Annotated in this window: 19 protein-coding genes and 1 pseudogene; 4 read left to right on the top strand and 16 right to left on the bottom strand. The window is 53.4% G+C overall.

Annotation, left to right across the window (positions count from 1 at the left end; all coding sequences use genetic code 11):
- Nucleotides 1-296 precede the first annotated feature (296 nt).
- The 11 genes and pseudogenes from ACXPVS_RS12035 to ACXPVS_RS11985 all read right to left on the bottom strand — a co-directional run bounded on the left by ACXPVS_RS12035 (nucleotide 297) and on the right by ACXPVS_RS11985 (nucleotide 9,278).
- The gene (locus ACXPVS_RS12035; RefSeq protein WP_458510124.1) at nucleotides 297-1,589 is read right to left on the bottom strand and encodes a tyrosine-type recombinase/integrase; all 1,293 of its coding nucleotides are present in this window, start codon (nucleotides 1,587-1,589) and stop codon (nucleotides 297-299) included.
- A 913-nt stretch (nucleotides 1,590-2,502) separates the two neighbouring features.
- Nucleotides 2,503-3,831 (bottom strand): type II secretion system protein GspD, encoded by a 1,329-nt coding sequence (locus ACXPVS_RS12030; protein ID WP_458510123.1) that lies wholly within the window; start codon nucleotides 3,829-3,831, stop codon nucleotides 2,503-2,505.
- A gap of 3 nt (nucleotides 3,832-3,834) precedes the next feature.
- The gene (locus tag ACXPVS_RS12025; protein WP_458510122.1) at nucleotides 3,835-4,917 is read right to left on the bottom strand and encodes a zonular occludens toxin domain-containing protein; all 1,083 of its coding nucleotides are present in this window, start codon (nucleotides 4,915-4,917) and stop codon (nucleotides 3,835-3,837) included.
- A 3-nt stretch (nucleotides 4,918-4,920) separates the two neighbouring features.
- Nucleotides 4,921-5,238, bottom strand: coding sequence for a DUF5455 family protein (locus ACXPVS_RS12020; protein ID WP_458510121.1), 318 nt, complete (start codon nucleotides 5,236-5,238; stop codon nucleotides 4,921-4,923).
- On the bottom strand, nucleotides 5,239-6,447 hold the full coding sequence (locus ACXPVS_RS12015) for a hypothetical protein (RefSeq protein WP_458510120.1): 1,209 nt from the start codon (nucleotides 6,445-6,447) through the stop codon (nucleotides 5,239-5,241).
- Between the two features lie 2 nt (nucleotides 6,448-6,449).
- Nucleotides 6,450-6,710, bottom strand: a complete 261-nt coding sequence (locus tag ACXPVS_RS12010; RefSeq protein ID WP_458510119.1) for a hypothetical protein — start codon at nucleotides 6,708-6,710, stop codon at nucleotides 6,450-6,452.
- 240 nt (nucleotides 6,711-6,950) lie between these two features.
- Nucleotides 6,951-7,238, bottom strand: coding sequence for a propanediol utilization protein (locus tag ACXPVS_RS12005; protein ID WP_458510118.1), 288 nt, complete (start codon nucleotides 7,236-7,238; stop codon nucleotides 6,951-6,953).
- A 9-nt stretch (nucleotides 7,239-7,247) separates the two neighbouring features.
- Nucleotides 7,248-7,505: a hypothetical protein gene (locus ACXPVS_RS12000; protein ID WP_458510117.1), complete on the bottom strand. Its 258-nt coding sequence runs from the start codon at nucleotides 7,503-7,505 to the stop codon at nucleotides 7,248-7,250.
- 244 nt (nucleotides 7,506-7,749) lie between these two features.
- Nucleotides 7,750-8,193: a phage/plasmid replication domain-containing protein gene (locus tag ACXPVS_RS11995; protein ID WP_458510116.1), complete on the bottom strand. Its 444-nt coding sequence runs from the start codon at nucleotides 8,191-8,193 to the stop codon at nucleotides 7,750-7,752.
- Nucleotides 8,194-8,508: 315 nt separating this feature from the next.
- A pseudogene (locus ACXPVS_RS11990) lies at nucleotides 8,509-9,100 on the bottom strand (HlyD family secretion protein); the annotation flags it as partial.
- Nucleotides 9,101-9,143: 43 nt separating this feature from the next.
- Nucleotides 9,144-9,278 carry a hypothetical protein gene (locus ACXPVS_RS11985; protein ID WP_458510135.1) on the bottom strand — a complete coding sequence of 45 codons (135 nt, stop codon included), beginning with the start codon at nucleotides 9,276-9,278 and terminating at the stop codon, nucleotides 9,144-9,146.
- A gap of 122 nt (nucleotides 9,279-9,400) precedes the next feature.
- Here ACXPVS_RS11985 and ACXPVS_RS11980 point away from each other — a divergent pair, with 122 nt between their 5' ends.
- The 4 genes from ACXPVS_RS11980 (at nucleotide 9,401) to ACXPVS_RS11965 (ending at nucleotide 14,845) form a co-directional block, all read left to right on the top strand.
- Nucleotides 9,401-10,456, top strand: a complete 1,056-nt coding sequence (locus ACXPVS_RS11980; RefSeq protein ID WP_458510115.1) for a tetratricopeptide repeat protein — start codon at nucleotides 9,401-9,403, stop codon at nucleotides 10,454-10,456.
- A gap of 116 nt (nucleotides 10,457-10,572) precedes the next feature.
- Nucleotides 10,573-12,075 carry an ATPase domain-containing protein gene (locus tag ACXPVS_RS11975; protein ID WP_458510114.1) on the top strand — a complete coding sequence of 501 codons (1,503 nt, stop codon included), beginning with the start codon at nucleotides 10,573-10,575 and terminating at the stop codon, nucleotides 12,073-12,075.
- A gap of 14 nt (nucleotides 12,076-12,089) precedes the next feature.
- Nucleotides 12,090-13,742 carry a response regulator gene (locus ACXPVS_RS11970; protein ID WP_458510133.1) on the top strand — a complete coding sequence of 551 codons (1,653 nt, stop codon included), beginning with the start codon at nucleotides 12,090-12,092 and terminating at the stop codon, nucleotides 13,740-13,742.
- Between the two features lie 170 nt (nucleotides 13,743-13,912).
- Nucleotides 13,913-14,845 carry a halovibrin HvnA gene (locus ACXPVS_RS11965; RefSeq protein WP_458510113.1) on the top strand — a complete coding sequence of 311 codons (933 nt, stop codon included), beginning with the start codon at nucleotides 13,913-13,915 and terminating at the stop codon, nucleotides 14,843-14,845.
- 39 nt (nucleotides 14,846-14,884) lie between these two features.
- On the opposite strand, the gene ACXPVS_RS11960 is transcribed toward ACXPVS_RS11965, so the two are convergent.
- From ACXPVS_RS11960 to ACXPVS_RS11940, 5 genes are all read right to left on the bottom strand, one after another.
- Nucleotides 14,885-15,262, bottom strand: a complete 378-nt coding sequence (locus ACXPVS_RS11960) for a response regulator (RefSeq protein ID WP_458510112.1) — start codon at nucleotides 15,260-15,262, stop codon at nucleotides 14,885-14,887.
- 77 nt (nucleotides 15,263-15,339) lie between these two features.
- Complete coding sequence (locus tag ACXPVS_RS11955) at nucleotides 15,340-16,521, bottom strand: hybrid sensor histidine kinase/response regulator (protein WP_458510111.1); 1,182 nt, start codon at nucleotides 16,519-16,521, stop codon at nucleotides 15,340-15,342.
- Complete coding sequence (locus ACXPVS_RS11950; RefSeq protein ID WP_458510110.1) at nucleotides 16,515-17,108, bottom strand: chemotaxis protein CheB; 594 nt, start codon at nucleotides 17,106-17,108, stop codon at nucleotides 16,515-16,517. The genes ACXPVS_RS11955 and ACXPVS_RS11950 overlap by 7 nt, the downstream gene beginning before the upstream one ends.
- Nucleotides 17,105-17,938, bottom strand: coding sequence for a CheR family methyltransferase (locus tag ACXPVS_RS11945; protein ID WP_458510109.1), 834 nt, complete (start codon nucleotides 17,936-17,938; stop codon nucleotides 17,105-17,107). Before ACXPVS_RS11945 ends, ACXPVS_RS11950 begins: the two co-directional genes overlap by 4 nt.
- A complete protein-coding gene (locus ACXPVS_RS11940; RefSeq protein ID WP_458510108.1) occupies nucleotides 17,938-21,429 on the bottom strand; it encodes a response regulator in 3,492 nt (1,163 codons plus the stop codon). The genes ACXPVS_RS11945 and ACXPVS_RS11940 overlap by 1 nt, the downstream gene beginning before the upstream one ends.
- Between the last annotated feature and the right edge of the window lie 124 nt (nucleotides 21,430-21,553).

Below are 21,553 nucleotides of genomic sequence, written 5' to 3'. Positions count from 1 at the left end.
TTTCGGTAAGAGCGTGACCGGCTGTTTCGGAACAGGCGGAAAATCGGTCACGTTGTTAGCGAAATGAGCGGTCACGCGTTAGCGAAATGGTCGGTCACGTTGTACCGAAACGGGCGGTCACGATGGGCCGAAATACGCATTACCGGCATTTCTGATGGAAAAGTTTCAAATTCATGAAGTCACAAGCCCGATAAACCGGAATTTCAGAGGCAACGCTGAACCTGTAATGCGCCGGTGCCGAATCCAAATCGAAGGAGCAGGGCAGGGATGAGCTCATGAACAAAAAAGCCTTTAGGCTATCTGCGCATTTTGAGCTCTTTGACTGAGCGAGCTCTTTGCTCATCAAGGCTGTTGTAGTAAGTATTTTGTGTGGTGCTAAGGCTGTTATGACGCAAATCCGCTTGTAGGTCTTTCATGTCACGAAGTGGCGCGTCAAACGTAGCCGCGGTATGGCGAAGCCAGTGCAGAGACGCTGAGCGAAGCTGGTCGATTTCATCCTCACTCCAACCTTCACACTGCATACGTTGCAGTGCCCGATCAAACACCGTTTGAAGAAGCGATCGTATGTGTCGATCCGACAGTCCGCCGCGTCCTTTGAGCGTCGCAATCAACGGTGTTTTTTCTTGTGGTGAGGGAAGAGGAGACAGTTCCAATGATCGGCGATAACGCACTAGATACTCCTGGATATACTCGTCCCGGACACTGATCTTGGCCCCTTTGTTGCCTTTGCCGACGACGTGAAACCACCAGTTACCCGTCGTGTCTCGTCGAATGTCTCCCATAGTCGGCCGCCAGTTATCACGGCCGACCAGATCAGACACTCGGAGGTACATTGCGAACAGCGTGGCCAGCACAAACAGCGTGCGCTCGTGGCGAGCGTCTTCGTCAGCCATCTGTTCTGCCGTGTCGATTACAAAACTCCACTGAAGCTCAGTGAGCGATCGGGACGCGACGTCCTGTATGTTCCGCTGTTTGTAAATCGACTTCTGTTTGATGGCCCGGAACGGATTAGCCTCTGTAAGGCCTTCATCCATCGCGTGTTGAAAGAAACTACCGCAGACAGCGAAGACCTGAGCCACCGAGCCTTGGGCCATATGGTAAGGACGTGAGGAGAGTTCACTGATCGCCTCATTCCCAAGCTTGCGTTCCCGTTTTGAAACGGTGTAACAGAAAGGCCTCCAATCAGAATTAACGACGTACTCATCTGACTCAAAACGCTTCCGGCCGCCGACGCGCTTGAACCTGGACTTGACTACAGGACCAACCCAGTCCGCCGGCGGGTTAAGACAAAACTCCATAAATTGCTCCGCATCAGTGCGGCGAAGCTCCAACAGCGGTTTCCGCGCCACAATCAGCGACCAGAGCAACAGGCGCTCGACATGTGTCCTGAAAGAATTGAAGGTGGACTGGTTGCCGGCGTACGATTTCAAAAAACTCCGCACGACCAAGTAGCTGTCAACGGCGTGACAATTATCCTCGAAACTCTTGAGATATTGCTGGACGGCTGCACGCTCATTATTAAGTTGGAGAAAGTTGAGCTCGAGGAAGCACTCGAAGGTATCAAACAGCGGTTGAGGGATGCGTGACATGAATGGACCAATACGGTACTGGAATGGCATTAGCTTGGACGGCTAAGCGGAGTTATGCAATATCCGGGTCTGACAGTTATCGGATATTACACCACACCTAATCCTTCTCTCCGCCTCGGGTATGACGCACACCATGTCCACGATGAAGGTAAGTAGAAGCTGACGACAAATTCAATGTTCTGCGCACATCAGAGATTTTAACACCTATCCGGAGGCATCCTCACTTCGAGTGCGGAAACCGTCGGCAAAACAGGTTCAACGATTCCTCGGACATCAATCGTGACGCTGGGATGTAAGATTATGAGCAGTCAGACAACGGAATGAACCTCAGCTATTGTCTGATTTGATGTAGTCATCGACCGGAAAGATGCAAACCATCGATATTTTTTAGAAGGCGTGGTCATACTGGGGGAAATTATTGAAAGGAGCGCACCTAAAGGGTTCCAGGGGAATAGGCACTGAAATGCATAAGTCTAAATCGCCGGAAAAACGACGGAAATCAGCCGGAAAAACGTATTTGGTCAACCAGAGTTGCATCAGTTGTGTCTAAACCCGAGAAATTTATGGGGCCGTTTCCGGAGAACAAGCCCTGGTTAGGGAATCACGACCTATGCAGAAAAATTTTTTCTTTTTAAAACAGATAGATAGGACGTAGGAGGAAATTCCGGCTAACCATAGTCGCTGACATCAACGGAATGCTTTGGAGAAGTTCCGCTCCGACACATAATTTAACATAATATACATTATGCGAACCCTCTGATACGAAGCCTGGGCGTCGGGGCTGCTGCTTTTGATCTGGTAGAAAGTCCTCGAGGCCGTTGATAACGCCTGCAGTAACGAACACTGAGAAAAATACCGACGCTGGCCACGTGTGCCAGCCGCCCGCTGCGCGTGCGTCCGTCGCTCGTAGCCTTCAGTTCAAATGACCTAAAGCACCGTTGAGCTTTGAGGCGCTATCAAGGCCGTGAGCCCTTGACGGTGTCGAGTCATGATACACGCGAGCAGAAATCAGAATAACCAGATTGGTCGACTTGTTATTAGTCGAACGGTACTCAAACAACCGGCCGATCCACGGAATATTTCGAAGACCTGGAATGCCTGAAACCGTGTCCTCGGTCGTCTGCTGACGAAGTCCGCCGAGTAAAACACCGTCACCATCGTGAAGCTTTATTTTCGTGTTCAGACGTCGAGTATTAGTGATCACGTCCGATGCTGTGCGGTCATTCGACACGCTCGATGCGGTCTGTTTAATGTCCAGCTCGACATCACCATTGGGCGTAATAAACGGCGTTACATCGAGCGTCAAACCTACGTCTTGACGGGTGATCGTCTGGTAAGGATTATCGGCCGGTGTGGCCGCGCTGGTGGTTGTACCGGTCAGAAACGGCACGTTTTGACCTACAACGATACTGGCCTTCTCGCGGTTCAGTACCAGGAGCTGAGGCGTTGAAAGAATCTTGTTCTTACCGGAGTTTTGAACAGCCTGGACAAACGCACCAAGCCGCGGACCTGAGAACGTCAGCTCGACACCAAGATCAGAGCGATTTTTTAGCGTAACACTACCAATGTTCAACCGATCATTGGCCGCTCTGAAATTAGCCCCAAGACTTTCAAAGTCAGTATCGGACAACTCAGCGACTACGGCAGTAATTAACACCTGGGCGCGCTGATGATCAATTTCAGCAACCAACATAGTCATAACTTCAAGTTGAGACGGTGAGCCAGAGAAGATAATAGAATTTGTTGTAGGTGACGCCATCAATAAAGGCCTAGTACCACCCTGCTCCGCCGAAAAAAATGGCATCAGTGAATCTACGGCAAAAGATGATTGAATATGTGCCAGTTTGAATACATGGCTAACCTCATAACGATCGATAGGAACCGGTGCAGACGTATCAACAGAACCCGCGAATTGAGAGTCAACATCAGAAGACGGCGAATAAGCGGAAGGTGATGACTTCACAACAGAACTAATAGTCGCGACTTCCCCTGACACTGAATAATACAATCCAACAGACTCAATAGCCCGCTGAAGCAAAATCTCTAACTGCTCAGGCGAATCATAGCTGCCATACAAAGACACCTGCTTAGATGATAAATCAGCACCAATAACGACTGTGCGATTGAGCTTAGGTGCCAAAAAAGACACGACTTCACCCAGTTGAGCATTTGAAAACTCAACACGATCCGCATAAGAATACGAGGAAAACAGAAAGAGAAGCCCAAGCCAGAAATAACGCATAGATCACCTAAATATAAAAATAGAATCGCTGCCTGAATGAAGCCTTAACTGCCCTGCTCCTAATGGATAAACACCTAATCCAAGACTTATCAAGTCGTCAGACGTTACACGCCGATCACCATTACCTAGCACGTAAAACCACTGACTATTGAACAGACGTGAAGAAACTATTTTGAAGTCTCGATACTGCTCAAGGGAGAGCTTAACTACCGGCACCGAAGAAGAAATTTGAGCAGGCTCAATAGGTCGGAAATAAGTGAATGCAACCGCAATCAGCAATGCCCCTAAAATAAAGCAAAGAATCCGGTTAAGTCTTTTCCAATAAATTTTGGTGAGCCGCATAAAGAAAGATCCATTCAAAGGCGAAGACGGTAAACGCCTGCGCACATACCAAGGAGGCAAGATAGAGTAAGTGCCTTCTATCTGCGAGACCTCATAAAACTTTTGACGCGTATTATATGCACCGTATAAGGACGTGCCACGAAACTGTTCAGAACCAACACGAGGTGCATTAGCGCCGTAACCATAACGAATTACTGCATGGTGCATTCGTGGTAAATGTCCTGACCAGAAACCAAGCGTCAAAATAAATCCTAGCTGAGAAATGCCAGGTAGCTTAATGCGATCCAAGCGCATCAAATAAACAACGTGCTCGCAAATACTCTTCCTGAGCTGAGTGTCCAGTACGTCAATATTCTGAATAAGAATATAAACATCCCAGCACATTTTCCTAATCAATATGAAGAGATCAAACAGCTCTCGGCGACCATTCTTTTTATAATCATGAGAGTTCAGCCAAAGTGCCGCTTCGTCCAGGACAATCACACCAAATCTAGACTCATCGTAAAAATCCGAATCATCGGGCATGCCGTCACCACGGCCAAGCGCCTTTATATCATCGGCTGAAGGCATATCAGGGAGGCGGCAAACATTCGCGGTTTTATTGGTAGGATGCAAAAGCTTTGAAATATTCACATCAAAATTTGCCGCCACACGTCGCTTCTGAAACAAGTACTGCTGAATCTTGAATACCGAATACAGCGACTTGCCAGAGCCTAACTTTCCGGTAACGGCATATACAGGCATAAATTATCCTTGCAAACTAATGGCGGTTAAACGAGCTTGCCAATCAAACGCCGCCTTAATGAAGCGAGCTGAAACAATCGTAGAAATACATACGAGCGTGTTGTCCGGCAAGAATGCAGACAACAATGATGATAACTCGGGTGGAAATTGAACCGACAACACATTTAAAAGCGCATTCAACGAAGCGTAAGCCGCTGCAAACAAGACGCCAAGTGTCAATAGAGCGCCCGTAACACGTGCAAGCTTTCTTGAAAGATAACGACCAAAAGTTTCGGCAAGAAAACTACTAATGCCGGAAAGCAACAAATAGATAGCAGGCATTTAAACCTCAGAGGTAGTGGAGCCCAAAGACGTCAATACCCGAAACACATAAAAAAGAGTAGAGACGCTGAATACCCACGAAAGTAATGTTTTAACAAAAATATATCGGCAAATATCTATGGTAATAGACAGCCACGAGAGCAATCTTAGCTGTGGATTTATGCAAGCTGAAGACGAAGGTAAAAAAGACTTGAACCGATCAGAAACACTACGTTCGGCATCCTTAGATTCCTTGCCAGCATCATTTAATGCCTTATTTGCAGCATCACCCAAGGAGTCCTGAGCCTGATCTACACCTTTAGATATTCCAGAGTTCGCGGCATTTAAGTCTTGAGCACGAGAATATTCTGCGCTGCCGACAGCACCATACTTATCACCTTCACCGCTGCCTGTACCCGTTCCTGGCCCAGTGCCGGGGTTGCCGGTGCCAGGATCAGTGCCGGGGTCAGTACCCGGCGTGCCTGTACCTGGGTCAGTGCCTGGAGTACCCGTGCCCGGATCAGTGCCCGGTGTGCCGGTGCCTGGGTCAGTACCGGGAGTGCCGGTGCCTGGATCAGTGCCAGGTGTGCCGGTGCCTGGATCGGTTCCAGGAGTCCCTGTGCCTGGATCAGGAGTCCCGGTGCCGGGGTCTGTCACTGGCGGTGTTAAAGAGTCGCCGGAAAGATCAGCAGGAGACAAAGTATTAGCAGAGCAAGATTGACCGGAGTTTACTAACGAATAATTACAATAGCCCTGAGTAGTAGAGCCTTTTAACAAATAACAAGAGTCGGTTTTGCTAACCTTTGATTCATACGTGCAACTACTGTAGCAACCGGAGGCTGGAGCGCTGCCAAGTACAAAATACTTTTGTTCTTTTTCGGTAAAAATAACAGACGATATTGCGCCTTTAAAACTTTGCACCTCACCTACGGTGCATTGTGAAACCTCAGTAATGCCGGACATTTCGTTACGAAGCCAAGTATTAGGAGCGCTTTCCTTGCTGTATTCATAAGTGCATCTATAGCGACCTTTTAAACTGCCTACCGGGAGAATCGCCAAGTTACGAAATTGGTAAGTGGGATTTAGGTTTTGAATCCGAGATAAGCAAGCAGCCTCAGCGCTAGGAAATAGCTCATCAGATGCTGAATTCTTAAAGGCGGCAAAAGCAGACTGCCCCGATGCTAAAAGCACCAGGGCAAAAAGCAGGATTGATTTAACCCTGCCCAACATGATTAAGACGTTGCCTTAGAAAGGAAACGCTTAACAATGGAAATGCCAGTAGTCGCACCCCATACAAGAGCAAAAACACCTGCAACTGATGTAATGATGATCGGGATATTGGCTGTCAAAGTAGCAACCACGGGATCAAGAAAAGCTTTTACATCAAATGCTGGAGCATCAGCTGCTGATGCAAGGCCAGCAAACGCAAAAAGCGTCAGCCCTGCAACATTAGCCAAGATTTTACGTTGATTGCTCAGTTGAACTTTTTTCATATCAGATACCTACGTCTAAAATTTGTTTAATGCCTAAGAGGAACTTGCCAACAACCATGCCAAGTCCAAAGACACCGAGAAAAGCCCCCAGAAAATAAAGGTATGTACTAAAAGAAATAGCCATACCTTACCTCTGATGACCGTGAATCATGCCAAGCGCCAATAAAGCTACGACGCCTTGCACGAACTGGAGTAGCCATAAATCACCGAGAGTGATTTGACTGAAAAATAAGGAATCCATTAAGTACGTGGTTTTTCAGGAATGGGCGAATCAACACGACGGCCTTGACGTGGATCAACTTCAAATACCAAGCGATCATCACGAACGGAGGCAATAACATCGCACTCATAACTACCCGGCTTGGGCACTTGGTTCGGAAGCTCAGCATAAAAAGTTGCTTTCTGCGGATAAGGAATGTTTGGCAGATGGCAGTAAGCTTCAAACATGCAGTACGGCTTTCCTGATTTGGCTGCGGTTCCGCTGCGAAAATTTCCAGTTACTTCAACGACAATAGTATTGGAAGACATATAAAGCCCTTATCTTAGTGTTGGAAAGCCAGGGACAGTGCCAGGCTTACGGTATGCCCAACTGGGCGCGGTGAGTTCAGGATTACGCCTGAAAGTTAGAAACTGACGTTTATTACGCTGCCGAATGACCGCTTGAGCTGAGAAGTCAGCAAGGACAGTACGCATAACGTCATTTGCAATACTCTTAACGAGCACTTCGTCAGTAGTATGGTTGCGAATGTCAGCTTCGACATTCCAGCGTAGAACTTGAAACTGCTTCTTATCCATTAGAATCCCATCCATTCGGCAACACAGATTGTGCCCGTCTCTTGACGTTCAATGAACCAAACACGCTCTGGCTTAGCACCCTGCTCTTTCAGAGTTTCTACAGCCTTCAACGTCTCTCTGACCTGATTAGCAAGTACTGAACTCATAAACGACTGATGAGTCTGTTGCTGAAAAGCCAGTTGCCTACGCTGTCCCGAGCTAAGTTGAGTGCCTTGCATGCTCACAGTTTTCAGTGCCGACTGAATCATGCAGCCACCAATGATAGGTGCATAGCAGGTTTACGATACCAAGTAGGCAAAACAAGAATGTCGGAAGTAACAATCTCTTCTGCTCGACGGACAAAAACTAACGTATTGCGGGTCGCATCATAAGGCTGAGCAATGTTAATCCCGATACGATTAAGGCGAGCGCGATATTTCTGAGTCTGGGACTTAGAAAAATCAAATGTATGCTTGTGCATCCACTGCATTGCGACATTTGCAGTTAAGTTAGCCGCCTTGGTGTTAGTCACAACACCTGATGCCAACAAACGTTCTGCTATAGAGTCATACTCCATCGCGGTCACCTGTAGTTTTTGGTCTATCGCCAAGAATTTTTCATGTATGCCGTAAAATCGGCGTTCGTCTAATAAGCCCCACCAGTCGAGGCCTTCGCGGGTTAAATATTCCGCTTTAAGCTCTTGTTCCATACGAACGACGCCATTCACGTCGCAAAAATCGCGGAGCTGTAATAAGTATTTGAATTCTTCGGACTCTGGGCCGAAATTTCTTTTGCACTTTGGAAAGAGAAACTTCTCAATTGCGCGAGCTTTTATATAAGCCTTCTCATAATGGTCACGAGCAGACCAGTCACTTCTTTCTTTTTGGATTTAAACAATGGTAAGGCTAATCGCTCACTGAGGTTCTTAGAACAGCTTGCAACAAGCCTGAATATGTTACTCCTGCCCTCCTCACTGCTAATGCCGAGAACGCGCTACAGCCAATGCCAAAGGGGTCCGTAGCAATCACAGCGACACTGCCTGAAGTCCGCGCATACCAAGTGAAAGGCCGTCAACAGAGCGAGCCGGCGAAGAGCCAGTTGTTGCGTCCAAGAGCCCATGGTCGGATCTGGTAAGGACTTTGACGGTAGCGGTGGTCCCTGCACGCAGTTGGTTTTTGGCCGCGTAATCGGGGTCGATCTGTATCCGCACCGGCACCCGCTGTGCCAGTTTGACCCAGGTGTAACTGGGTTTGCACAGTGCCGCCGAAGGTATCGCCGCTCGTCAATTCGATCCTGACCCGGTCGCCCTCCTCGATTCGCGGCAGCTTGGTTTCTTCAACGTAGCCGCTGACATAAAACGAGTCGCTGTCCACCAACGCCAACAGCGCGCCACTGGCCACAGCGTAGTCACCCTGACGGGTCAGCAGATTGGTGACGTAACCCGTCACAGGCGCTTCGACCCGCGTACGCTGCAAGTCCAATTCGGCCTGCGCCACTGCAACTTCCGTGTTGGATTTCTCCCATTCCTCGCCAGAAATCGCAAACCGCTGCTTGAGCGTACGCCGTCGGCGCTCTTCACTCTGACGCTGGCGGAGCAACGCTTCACTGGCGACAATCGGCGGCAAGTAGGCATTTCATCGCCCAAAACACGCAAGCCTCCTATTCGAATAGCTCGCTGGATTGCTCGTCGTGGGTGGCCGGCAACAGTCCCAGCATCATGGTCAGGCGATCGACCATGCGGCTTTCAAACGCAAACTGGGTTTCAATGTCGACGCAACCTGTAGGAAAAATCATCGAAAGGCCAGACCGCCTCGAATTGACTGACTGACAATTGAACTGAGTCTTGGTTTGACTCACAGCCTTGCCTGACCGAAGCTGGACACTTTGCAACAGCTTGCCAGCTCCCGGATTCCTGCATGCCCCAGCCCCGCCGCTTCCTGCTCATCGGCCTCTGCGTCCTGTTTGCCATCGGCGTTGCCTGGTTTTTCCTGCGCACTACAACCCCGGCCGTGCCGGAGGCGATCAAGCGCGGCTATAGCGAGGCGCTGAATCAGGCTCGCGCAGGCCAACCGGGCGCAGCGCGGGTCCTCTACCAGCAATTGGGGCGCCCTGATATATCGGTCAAACGCCGCATCTGGTTGCATGCCGAACTGCCCAACTACCCCAGCTCCGTGGCCCTGAAACTGGCGGATGTGGACTTACAGCATGAGTCACCGGACGTGCGCATTGCGGCGATCAAAAGCATCAGCGGTCTGGTGCCCAGCGGTCAGCGCAGTCTGCTGCTGGGCCCGTTACTCGATGACAGCGAACAGCGCGTCCGCTATGCCGCCGTGAACGCCTTGCTGGGGCTATCGCCGGACGATCTTGGTTTGTACTTCGGGCCGCTGGAACAAACCATCGAGGCCTGGGAACAGGACCTGAAGAGTCAACCGCAAAGCGCCGACAACCACTATCAATCGGCTCGGCTACATCTTCACAACGCGCAATGGAAAGAGGCGCAGCAGGCACTGGAGAACACCTTGCGTCTTGCGCCCGGCAACCTGCCCGCACTGGTGATGCAAATAGACGTGCTGGATCGCCTGGGCCAAAACGATGCAGCCCGACAACTGTTGGCCAAGCAACTGAAGGCCCAGCCCGACTCGGCCTATCTGCAACATGCCCTGGGACTCTGGCTGCTGCATCACGAACAAAGTGAGTTCGCCCTGCTTGGCCTTTCCAAAGCCGTGGAACTGGAGCCGGACAACAAGGGTTTTCGCTACGACCTGGCCACCACGCTTCACGATCAACAGGAACTGGAAGCAGCGCAAAAACAGTTACAGGAGATCGTCCAGCGACACCCGGCCGACCGGAGAGCCCGGATATTATTGATCAACTACTGGAAAGAAAGCGGCCAGCTACAGAACGTACAGATTCTGTTGGCGCAACTTGAACAACTCAATCCCGACGACCCGGCCTTGCAGCAAGGGCTTTAACCACAGCAAAAATTTCGTTGAACTCGTCGTCTCGGCCAAGGGTCAAGAGAACAGGCAGTCCATTCAGGCACTTATGGCCTGCTGCCTCGCTTTCCCTAGTCCTGAGAGGGCATTTTTTGTCTACATCAAACGAGTTATTCAGTGCAAAAGCCGCCACCGGCATCGAAGGTCTGGATGACATCCTGGCCGGTGGCCTGTCCCGCGGGCATGTTTTTTTACTGGAGGGTGAACCCGGCACCGGTAAAACCACCGTCGCTTTGCATTTCCTGTTGGCCGGCGCTCGTGCCGGCGAGCGCTCGTTGTACATCACCCTGTCCGAGACCGAACGCGAACTGCGCCAAGGAGCCTTGTCCCACGGCTGGGAACTGGATGAGAACATCCACATCTTCGAGCTGACGCCCCCGGAAAGCCTGCTCAATGCCGAGCATCAGCAGAGCTTGTTGTATTCCTCGGACCTTGAACTGGGCGAAGCCACCAAGCAGATTTTCGAAGTGGTCGAACGGGTCAAGCCGACCCGCGTGGTGCTTGACAGCCTTTCCGAGATCCGTCTGCTGGCCCAAAGTTCATTGCGCTACCGTCGCCAGATCCTCGCGATCAAACATTACTTCGTGCGCTATGACGCCACCGTGATGTTGCTGGACGACCTGACCACCGAAGCCCTGGACAAAACCGTGCACAGTGTGGCCCACGGCGTCATTCGCCTTGAGGAACTGACCCCCAACTATGGCGCCGAGCGGCGGCGGATCCGTGTGGTGAAATACCGTGGTCAGAAGTACCGAGGCGGGTTTCACGACTTCACTATCATGGGCGATGGCGTGCATGTTTTTCCGCGTCTGGTGGCCGCCGAGCATCGCGGTCGCTATGTCCGCCAGCAATTGTCCAGCGGCATCAAGGCCATGGACGCCCTGCTCGGTGGCGGGATCGAGACCGGTTCCAGCACGTTGATCCTCGGCCCGGCCGGTACCGGTAAATCACTGATCTCGATGATCTTCGCTGCTGCCGCCGTAGCGCGTGGCGAAAAATCCGCGCTGTTCATTTTCGATGAAGAGCTCGGTTTGCTGTTCGAGCGCATGAATAACATCGGCATCGACCTCAAGGCGCTGCAAGACACTGGCAACCTGCTGATCGAGCAAGTGGACGCGGCCGAGTTGTCCCCAGGAGAGTTTTCCTACCGGGTTCGTCGCTGCGTCGATGAGGGCAATATCAAGACCGTGGTGATCGACAGCATCAATGGCTATCAGGCGGCGATGCCAGAGGAAAACGCGCTGGTACTGCACATGCACGAGTTGCTGCTGTACCTCAATCGCCAGGGTGCCGCGACCTTCATGACCGTCGCCCAGCATGGACTGGTCGGAGACATGCAAGCGCCCGTGGATATCACCTATCTGGCCGACACGGTCATCCTGCTGCGCTACTTCGAGGCATTGGGCAAGGTTCGCCGGGCGATCTCGATCATCAAGAAACGCACGGGCAGCCATGAATCAACCATTCGCGAATACCGAATCAGCGCTCAGGGCATGACCATTGGTGAACCGTTGGATGCTTTTCAAGGGGTATTGCGGGGTGTCCCGACTTATTTGGGTGCGAGCAATCCTTTACTTGAGGAACATAGCCCGTGATTGCCCAGCAAGCGATGTCCGAGCGCGCGATCATTCTCGCGCCGCTGGGTCGCGACAGCCAAATTGCGCTGATGATGCTCAATGAAGCGGGTTACGACGGGGTGATTGCTCGGGACCTGGTGGCGTTATGCAGCGAGCTGGTGCTAGGAGCAGGATTGCTGTTGATCTCTTCCGAGGCCTTGTTGGGCGGTGATCTTGAACCGCTGCTCGGACTGATCGAGCAACAGCCTGCCTGGTCGGATCTTCCAATTGTATTGATGACCTATCATGGCGGCCCGGAACAAAACCCGGCGTCGCGTTACGGCCCACAGTTGGGGAACGTGACCTTTCTTGAGCGTCCCTTTCACCCGATAACATTGATCAGCCTGGTGACCACCGCGCTGCGCGGCCGTCGACGACAGTACGAAGCCAGGGACCGGTTGGTCGATCTGAGTCAAAGCGAACTGCGGTTGCAAAACACCCTCGAAACCCTCGAACAGCAGGTTGAAGAACGCACCGCCCAATTGCGACACAATGAAGAAGCCCTGCGCCAATCGCAGAAAATGGAGGCGGTCGGCCAGCTCACCGGCGGTATTGCCCACGACTTCAACAACATGCTAACCGGCATCATCGGCAGCCTGGAGTTGCTGCGCCGACGTCTGGCCCGTGGCCGCACCGACGATCTGGACAGCCTTATCGATCTGGGTGTGACCTCAGCCAACCGCGCGGCAGGCCTGACCCACCGTCTGCTGGCGTTCTCACGGCGTCAGTCGCTGGACTCCAAACCCGTGGAGATGAACACCCTGGTGGTCTCCATGGGCGAGTTGCTTCAGCGCAGCATCAACGAAACCATTCAGTTGGACATGCAACTGAACGAGCGTCTCTGGGTGGCCGAGGCCGATCCCAATCAATTGGAAAGCGCCCTGCTCAATCTGGTGATCAATGCTCGGGATGCGATGCCCGATGGCGGCAAACTGGTAGTGAAAACCAGCAATCAGCATCTGGGCATTGAGTTCACCGAAGCGCAGAGCAACCTTCAACCGGGTGATTACGTGGTGCTCAGTGTCACCGACACTGGGTGTGGTATGCCGCAAAGCACTATCAACCGAGCCTTTGATCCGTTCTTTACCACCAAACCCATCGGCCAGGGCACCGGCCTTGGACTGTCGATGATCTATGGTTTCAGCAAACAATCACGCGGCCACGTCGCCATTCACAGTGGCGTAGGTGAAGGCACCACGGTGAGCCTGTTTCTCCCGCGATTCGGCGGTGACGTGCCTCAGGACAGCCCGATGGACATCCAGCACGCTTCGTTCGCACAAAATGGCGAAACGGTGCTTATCGTCGAAGACGATCCGGCGGTGCGGATGCTGGTCAGTACGGTGTTGAGTGATCTGGGCTATGCCTTCGTCGAGGCTGGCGATGCCGACAGCGCGGTGCCGATTCTCGATTCCGGGCAGCGTATCGATTTGTTGATCAGCGACGTTGGATTGCCCGGCATGAATGGTCGGCAACTGGCGGAAATCGGCCGGCAATACCGGCCGGACCTCAAGGTATTGTTCATCACCGGTTACGCGGAACACGCGGCAGTGCGCGGTGGTTTTCTGGATCCTGGGATGCAGATGATCACCAAGCCGTTCACCTTCGACCTGCTGACGGCGACGGTGCGGGAGATGATCCGCCAATAAACGGATAAGCCTGGTTTTGGAGCCTGTCAACTGTCAACTGTCAACTCTGACAGCTATTCGCAGCATTTCTTTACGGGTTTAATTCCCCCTGAACTACGCAGCGTGTCTGCTTGCAGGCAACTTTGCGCTCGCCTGCCATAGGCAGGTTAACTTTCAAGGGATGAAAGCTCATGAAGAAGATAATCGCTCTTGTATTGATGGTTGCCCTTTCGGGTTGCCAGGTCCACGAACAACAAGAACCACCACCGCCAGTCGAACAGACCTTCGCGAGGACCATGAGATCGGGTTCCAGCGTAGAAATGTATTCATCCGCAGCAACGGCCAGTGGTGCAGCGGTCGCCGCCAACCTGACCAGTCGTTACAACGATACTCGCCAAAATTGTGGCAAGGCTTCGATGCCTGCGTTTCTGTGCGCAGGCATCATGCTGCGCGCAACAGTGCCGTCGACCCAGTATTCGAGCTGGAACCCTAGCCCACGCTCCCAAACCAGCGGAGGCGTATCTTTTTCATATTTGAGGAAGGACGCCAAGTTCGCCAGCATGGTGTACATGTACAAAAATGGCTTCGTATTGGCCCCGGTACTGGCAAGACCCACCGGTACGCGGCAGATCGAAGTGTTATGTTCGTTTCCTATAGACGGTGCAACGGACCAACGAGAGGATCCTGGCTGCGGTCCTTACAAACCTAGGCCCGCTCGCAGCAATCGCTGCCAATCACAAGGTATAACTACCGGTGATCAATGGCTGGCCAACTTCAGAACAAACAATGCGCTGTGTAGTTTTGATGTGCGCGATTCGATGAATAATCTGGGTGCCGACTCGTTCTATCAAACCATTCGAGCCCATAACCTGGGCAGTTTCATGGCAGGCCGGCATCAGTACATCGAATTGATCCTTGCCACCTGGCCGCAAAACATCCCACGCGAACTTCCCATCGAGGCGTTTTTCTACGTTGCGGGTGGGCTGCCTGGCGCACAACATGATCAGACAGACTACTTCGCCAAAACCAGTGGCGCGGTGGTTCCGATCATAAAACTGACGATGCCCACCGCAATGACAGATGCTGTCTTCACCTACACTGCAGCGGATCAGGTAAAACGGTGAGCCACTGAAAGGGCGCCGGTCACGGAACGGCGTCCTGCATCAGGAAAGCATTTGCTGCATAAGCTCTTGCAGTACATCCAGATCAAACGGTTTGGCCAGGATCGGTGCTTTACGGGTGATCGGGCTGTCCGTCTCACGGATCTCCTGCGGATAACCGCTAATAAAAATCACCTTGAGCTCTGGCCGCAGCTTCACGGCAGGTTCAGCAATCTGCACGCCAGAGATTCCGCCCGGCAGGCGGAAGTCGGTGATCATCATGTCCAGGTGCGGTTTGCTCGATAAAATTTCGAAGGCCTGCTCGCCGTTTTCGGCCTGCAATACCCGGTAGCCCTCACCCGACAGATAGGCTGACAGCACCATCAAAATCGAAGGGTCATCTTCGACGATCAATACGACGTCTTGTGCATCTTCACTCATGGGAAGCCTTTGTTCGGTCAATAGCTGCTGATACGACCGTGGGGGCGATCAGAGGTTGCGTTTATCAGGCTGTTTTCCTAAAGCGGCAGACAAACGCGAAACAAGGCGCCTTCGCCAATCCGGCTTTCGACGGTAATGGAACCGCCATGGGCGGCCACAATCTGCTCGGAAATAAACAACCCCAGGCCCAACCCCGCGACAGCGTGTTTGGCCGTGACGCGTTCGAACTGCTGGAAAATACGCTTCTGGTTCTCTTCACCGATGCCGATCCCGAAGTCGCGTACTTCCACCCGAGCCTGATGGCTCTCACTGTACACCTTAACGGTGATCGGACTCTTGGCGCCGTAGCGCAACGCATTGGTCAGCAGGTTGGAAATCACCTGCTCAATGCGAAATTCGTCCCAGTTTCCCACCACCGGTTGCTCGGCCTCAAAGGTGACCGAGGACTCGGCAGCATCGATCTGCGGTGCAAAGTTCTGCAACAAGCCGCGAACCAGCGCCGACAGATCGAAGCGCGCCGGTCGGATCGACAACTTGCCGGTACGAATGCGCGACACATCGAGCATGTCCTCGATCAAGCGGATCAGGCTTTTGATCTGCCGCTCATCGCGATCAACCATCGCGTGCATTTTGTCCAGGGTGAACGCCGCCGCGTTGTCCCGGGCAAGGTGCATCTTGCGCAACTGGGTTTCGAGGATCAGGCCATTGAGCGGCGTGCGGACTTCGTGGGCAACGATGGACATGAAGTCATCGCGCATGCGCACCGCTTGCTCCAGCTCCAGCTGAGTACTCTGCAGTTGATTGAGCAGCGCTTCCTGCTCGCGGCGGCTTTGCTCCAGCTCTTCGACCTGCTGTTTCATCGCCTTGCTTTGGCGAAACAGCTCGACGAACACGTTCACCTTGCTCTTCACCGCGTGGATATCCAGCGGCTTGTAGAGGAAGTCCACGGCGCCGCTTTCGTAGCCCTTGAACGCGTAGTTCAACTCACGACCGGCGGCACTGACGAACACGATCGGGATGTTCTTGGTCTTTTCCGTGCCACGCATCAGTTCGGCGAGTTCGAAGCCGTTCATGCCGGGCATCTGCACGTCGAGAATGGCCATGGCGAATTCGTGTTGCAGCAACAGCGACAAGGCTTCGTCGGCGGACAAGGCTTTATAGACGATACGGTCTTCGCGCTTGATCAACGCTTCGAGCGCCAACAGGTTCTCCGGCAAATCGTCGACGATCAACAGTTTGGCTTGGACAGTACTTAGCATGCGATTCGTTCCAGCTCGACAAGCAGACGGCCGATGCCGCCAATAGAGAGAATGTGATCCGGCCGATGTATATCAAGCGCAGCCTGAGGCATGGTCGCGACTTGGGCTTCGTCCGGGTCCTGGACGATAGTCATGCCGCCACGGCGTTTGACCTGGGCCAGGCCGTGGGCGCCATCGCGGTTGGCGCCGGTCAACAACACCGCGGCCAACGCGCAACCATAGGCATCGGCAGCCGACTCGAACAGGTAATCGATGGCCGGTCGCGAATAATGCACGCGGGCTTCCAGGCTCAAGGAAAAACTGCGGTCCTGCTCCACCGACAAGTGATAACCCGGTGTTGCGAAATACAGCGTTCCCGCTTCGACCAGCGTCTTGTCGCGGGCTTCCAGCACAGGCATGGATACTCGCCGTGCGAACACCTCCGCCAGATGGCTGCGACGTTCGTCCGGCAGGTGCAACACCACGATGATCGGCAGCCTGAAGCCCTCTCGCAAAGGGCTGAGGATATTCAGCAAGGCCTCCACACCGCCGGCCGAGGCGCCGATCACGATGGCCTCTATAGAAGGTAAGTTCGCTGCACTGTTCATGATTTTCGGTAAATCCGTTCTTGTTTGACCAACGGCTCGAACTGGTTACCGTAGGCCGAAAAATCCACGGTCTCCTTGCTGCCCAGCACCAAAAAACCTCGATGGCAAAGGGATTCATGAAACAAACTGAAAGCACGATCCTGAAGCTTTTTGTTGAAATAAATCAAAACATTACGACACGAAATTAATTGAGTTTCTGAAAAAACACTGTCAGTCGCCAGGCTGTGATCGGCGAAGGTCACGTTCTCGCACAGCGTCTTGTCGAAAATGGCATAGCCGTAAGCCGCCGTGTAGTAGTCGGCAAACGAACGTTGGCCACCTGCCTGCTGGTAGTTATGAGTGTAGGCGCGGACATTCTCCATGGAGAAAATCCCCTGCTTGGCTTTGTCCAGCGAGCGCGGATTGATGTCGGTGGCGTAGATGATGGTGCGATCGAGCAAGCCTTCTTCGCGCAGCACAATGGCCATCGAATAGACTTCTTCACCCGTACTGCAGCCGGCAATCCAGATCTTGATCGAGGGGTAAGTCTTGAGCAGTGGCACCACCTCCTGACGGATAGCCAGGAAATGCGAAGGGTCACGAAACATTTCGCTGACCGGGATCGTCAGCAATTGCAGCAATTGCATGAACGCCGTCGGGTCGTGCAGGACCTTTTCCTGCAACGCCGAAATGGTATTGCACTCGAACTGGCTCAACGCGTGATTGACCCGACGTTTGATCGAAGCGCCGGAGTAGTCGCGAAAGTCATAGCTGTATTTGAGGTAGATCGCCTCGATCAACAAGCGAATTTCGATTTCGCTATTTCGCTCCACTGAAAAATTGCGTTCCACTAAATGCGTTCCATTTTTGGTAACCACACGCGAATCAACGAGAACAGGCGATCCAGGTCAATGGGCTTGGCCAGGTAATCATTGGAGCCCGCTTGCAAGCAGCGCTCCTGATCGTCCTTCATGGCCTTGGCCGTCACCGCAATGATCGGCAGCTTGCGCCAGCGCGGGTCCTTGCGAATCTCGATGGTGGCTTCGTAGCCGTCCATCTCCGGCATCATCACGTCCATCAACACCAGATCGATGTCCTCGACTTCATTGAGTCTTTCAATCGCTTCACGGCCGTTCCGGCCGATGACCACGGCGGCACCCTTTTGCTCCAGGGCACTGGTGAGGGCGAAGATATTGCGTACATCGTCGTCCACCAGCAGCACCTTGCGACCCTCGAAGACCTTATCGCGGCTGCGCGCAGTCTTGAGCATCCTCTGGCGCTCATGGGACAACCTGGATTCGACTTTGTGCAGAAAAAGTGTGACCTCATCCAGTAAACGCTCGGGCGAGCGGGCGCCTTTGATGATGATCGAACGCGAATATTTTCGCAGGTCGGCCTCTTCGTCCCGGGTCAGGTTGCGCCCGGTGTAGACGATCACCGGCGGGAACGAGCAGATATCTTCCGTGGACATGCGCTTGAGCAGGTCGTTGCCGAGCATGTCCGGTAGCTTCAAGTCGATGATCATGCAATCGAAAATCGTCGTGCGCAGCAGGTCCAGCGCCTCTTGTGCCAGACCAACGGCAGTGATCTCGATGTCCTCATCGCCGATGAGCCGGGCAATGCTGTCGCGCTGCACATCATCGTCTTCGACCAGCAGGACGCGTTTAACCTTCTGGGTCAGCTTCGCTTCAAGGCGGGCAAACACGTCCTTGAGTTCTTCTCGGGTAGTCGGCTTGACCGCGTAACCAATGGCGCCCATGTGCATCGCGGCTTCGACCCGATCTTCCACCGAAATTACATGCACCGGGATGTGCCGGGTTTCAGCGTGTTCCTTCAGACGTTGCAACACAGTCAGCCCGGAATGATCCGGCAAACGCATGTCCAGCAGAATGGCGTCCGGGATGAATTCCTTGGCCAGGTCATACCCCTCGTCCGCACCGTGCGCCACCAGGCATTGATACCCCAGTTCATGCGCCAGGTCATAAAGAATATTGGCGAAATTCGGCTCGTCTTCCACCACCAGAATGCAACGGGTGGCGAATGGCGCCTTGGTGCGATCGTCGTCGAAACGCGGGATATCGACTTCGCCAATCAGCGGTGCCTGCGCGGCGGGCGTCACTCTCGGTGTATTGGCAACCAGTGTGGCTTTCATCGGCTCGACAGGCTCTTCGCCTGGTTCAACGTATTGCTGCGGCAAAACCAGGGTGAACACACTGCCCTGCCCCGGCTCGCTGGTGACACTGATGGAACCGCCGAGCAAGGCGGCCAGGTCACGGGAAATCGACAAGCCCAGACCACTGCCGCCGTAACGGCGATTGGTGGTGCCATCCGCCTGGCGGAAGGCTTCGAAAATGCTTTCCTGCTGATCCGCTGCAATGCCGATCCCCGAATCGCGAATGATAAACGCGATACCGTCGTCTGGTTGGCTGGCGACCGTCAGGCTGACCGTGCCCTTTTCGGTGAATTTCACCGCGTTGGACAGTAGGTTCTTGATGACCTGCTCCAGACGCTGGCGGTCGGTGAAGATCATCATCGGCGCACCGGCCTGCACCTCGACCTGAAAATCCAGTTTCTTGTCGGTCGTCAAGGGCTGGAACATCCCGCGCAAGCCATCCACCAGACGCGCGACACTGGTGTTCTCCGGACGCATCTCAAGCTTGCCGGCCTCGACCTTGGAAATGTCGAGAATGTCATTGATCAAGTTGAGCAAATCATTGCCGGCGGAATAGATCGACTCGGCAAACTTGACCTGTTCGGCGCTGAGATTTTCCTGAGGGTTTTCCGCCAGTAACTTGGCCAGGATCAACGAACTGTTCAGCGGCGTGCGCAACTCATGGGACATATTGGCGAGGAATTCAGACTTGTACTTGCTTGAGCGCTGCAACTCTTCGGCACGCTCTTCAAGCTGGATCTGGGCCTGATTGAGCTCGGTGTTCTTCAGGTCCATGGCGTCGCGCTGGTCGGCCAGGATCTGCGCCTGCTCCGCGAGTTGCTCATTGGTTTGTTCAAGCTCGACCTGCTGGGTCTCCAGGTGCGCCTGAGACTCCTTGAGAATCCGCGACTGCTCTTCCAACTCTTCGTTGGCGGTCTTGAGTTCTTCCTGCTGGACCTGCAGTTCTTCATTGAGCTGCTGGGTTTCGGCCAGCACCTCCTGCAAGCGCTGACGATAGCGAGCGGCCTCGATGGATGTGCCGATGTTGCCGGCAATCAGTTCAAGCAATTCGACATCGCGGTCCGTCAGCGGGCGCAGGAAGCCTAGTTCGATCACACCGTTGATCCGATCGTCGTCACTGGTCGGCACCACCAACACGCTATGCGGCAGCCCTTCGCCCAGGCCGGAGCTGACCTTGAAGTAATCGCTCGGTACGTCATCAAGACGGATCAAGCGAGCCTGGCTCGCCACCTGACCGACAATGCCTTCATCGCTGTAAATCTGCTGTCCACGCGCTTCCTGCTCGCGGGAGAAACCGTACGACGCAACGCGCTTGAGACCGCCATGTTCTTCGCGCACATAAATGGCTGCTACGGCGGAGCCCAGGTACTGCGCACAGAACTGCAGAATGTTGCGGCCCAGCAGATTAAGCGACAGTTGCCCCAGTACTTGTTCGGCCAGTTCGGTCTGACCATTGCGCAGCCACGCCTGCTGCTCCAGACGCTGGGCGCTGGCCTGTTGCGAGGCAAGGTTGGCGCTGTAACTTTGTGAAAGGTTGAGCAAGTCCCGACGGCCAATGTAGGCCAACAAGGCGCTGATCCCGGCGATGAACAACAGGTAAAGGCTGATGCTCCAGATCGTGGTACGGCGCACTTCCTCGTTACGCGTGGTGCGCAACTGCTGCTCCATGTCGATCACGTCTTCAAATTGCTTGCGAATCTCATCGGTCAGCCGCTTGCCGTGCCCGGCCTTGACCGCGCCGCGGTAATCGCCGCTTGATCGCTGCAATTCAATTATTGCCTGCGCGTAAGTGGCCCACTCATTCTGCAAGGCCTGGAGCCGGTGCAGACGGTCTGTCTGCACCGGGTTGTCCGCAGTGAGTTCAAGCAAGGTATTGACGGCGACAGCGATTCGCGGCTTGGCCGTTTCGTAGGGTTCAAGGAAGTGCTCGTCGCCAGTGAGCAAGAAACCGCGCATACCGGTTTCCAGATCGACGGTCAGCTTGATCGATTCATTGGCGTTATTGATCACTCGGTCGGTGTGCTCGACCCACTGGATCACCGACAACAGGTAAGTGATCAGCGAGACAAAGAACACTGCACTGAGCACGCCAACACCCAACGGCAGGCTGACGTTGCGGCTCAGGAGTTTACGAAATCGTTGCTCATCAACCGAAGACGCGGATGTCATGGGGAAACCTTGTCGAGCTGTTGAAAACCAAGGAGTTTGCCCCAAAAGCGCCGGTTTGATCCAATTTTCTGACAGCTTTTCCCGTAAAAATCCACATTCCACTGCTCCAGAGCAAGGGAGCGGT

Source organism: Pseudomonas sp. Ma2-10, assembly GCF_054330215.1.
This window is presented reverse-complemented; position numbering and strand designations above follow the sequence as displayed.

Coding starts and splice junctions, on each gene's coding strand:
- ACXPVS_RS12035 (WP_458510124.1), bottom strand. CDS start 1,589: ATGTCACGCATCCCTCAACCGCTGTTTGATACCTTCGAGTGCTTCCTC.
- ACXPVS_RS12030 (WP_458510123.1), bottom strand. CDS start 3,831: ATGCGTTATTTCTGGCTTGGGCTTCTCTTTCTGTTTTCCTCGTATTCT.
- ACXPVS_RS12025 (WP_458510122.1), bottom strand. CDS start 4,917: ATGCCTGTATATGCCGTTACCGGAAAGTTAGGCTCTGGCAAGTCGCTG.
- ACXPVS_RS12020 (WP_458510121.1), bottom strand. CDS start 5,238: ATGCCTGCTATCTATTTGTTGCTTTCCGGCATTAGTAGTTTTCTTGCC.
- ACXPVS_RS12015 (WP_458510120.1), bottom strand. CDS start 6,447: ATGTTGGGCAGGGTTAAATCAATCCTGCTTTTTGCCCTGGTGCTTTTA.
- ACXPVS_RS12010 (WP_458510119.1), bottom strand. CDS start 6,710: ATGAAAAAAGTTCAACTGAGCAATCAACGTAAAATCTTGGCTAATGTT.
- ACXPVS_RS12005 (WP_458510118.1), bottom strand. CDS start 7,238: ATGTCTTCCAATACTATTGTCGTTGAAGTAACTGGAAATTTTCGCAGC.
- ACXPVS_RS12000 (WP_458510117.1), bottom strand. CDS start 7,505: ATGGATAAGAAGCAGTTTCAAGTTCTACGCTGGAATGTCGAAGCTGAC.
- ACXPVS_RS11995 (WP_458510116.1), bottom strand. CDS start 8,193: ATGGAACAAGAGCTTAAAGCGGAATATTTAACCCGCGAAGGCCTCGAC.
- ACXPVS_RS11985 (WP_458510135.1), bottom strand. CDS start 9,278: ATGATTTTTCCTACAGGTTGCGTCGACATTGAAACCCAGTTTGCGTTT.
- ACXPVS_RS11980 (WP_458510115.1), top strand. CDS start 9,401: ATGCCCCAGCCCCGCCGCTTCCTGCTCATCGGCCTCTGCGTCCTGTTT.
- ACXPVS_RS11970 (WP_458510133.1), top strand. CDS start 12,090: ATGTCCGAGCGCGCGATCATTCTCGCGCCGCTGGGTCGCGACAGCCAA.
- ACXPVS_RS11965 (WP_458510113.1), top strand. CDS start 13,913: ATGAAGAAGATAATCGCTCTTGTATTGATGGTTGCCCTTTCGGGTTGC.
- ACXPVS_RS11960 (WP_458510112.1), bottom strand. CDS start 15,262: ATGAGTGAAGATGCACAAGACGTCGTATTGATCGTCGAAGATGACCCT.
- ACXPVS_RS11955 (WP_458510111.1), bottom strand. CDS start 16,521: ATGCTAAGTACTGTCCAAGCCAAACTGTTGATCGTCGACGATTTGCCG.
- ACXPVS_RS11950 (WP_458510110.1), bottom strand. CDS start 17,108: ATGAACAGTGCAGCGAACTTACCTTCTATAGAGGCCATCGTGATCGGC.
- ACXPVS_RS11940 (WP_458510108.1), bottom strand. CDS start 21,429: ATGACATCCGCGTCTTCGGTTGATGAGCAACGATTTCGTAAACTCCTG.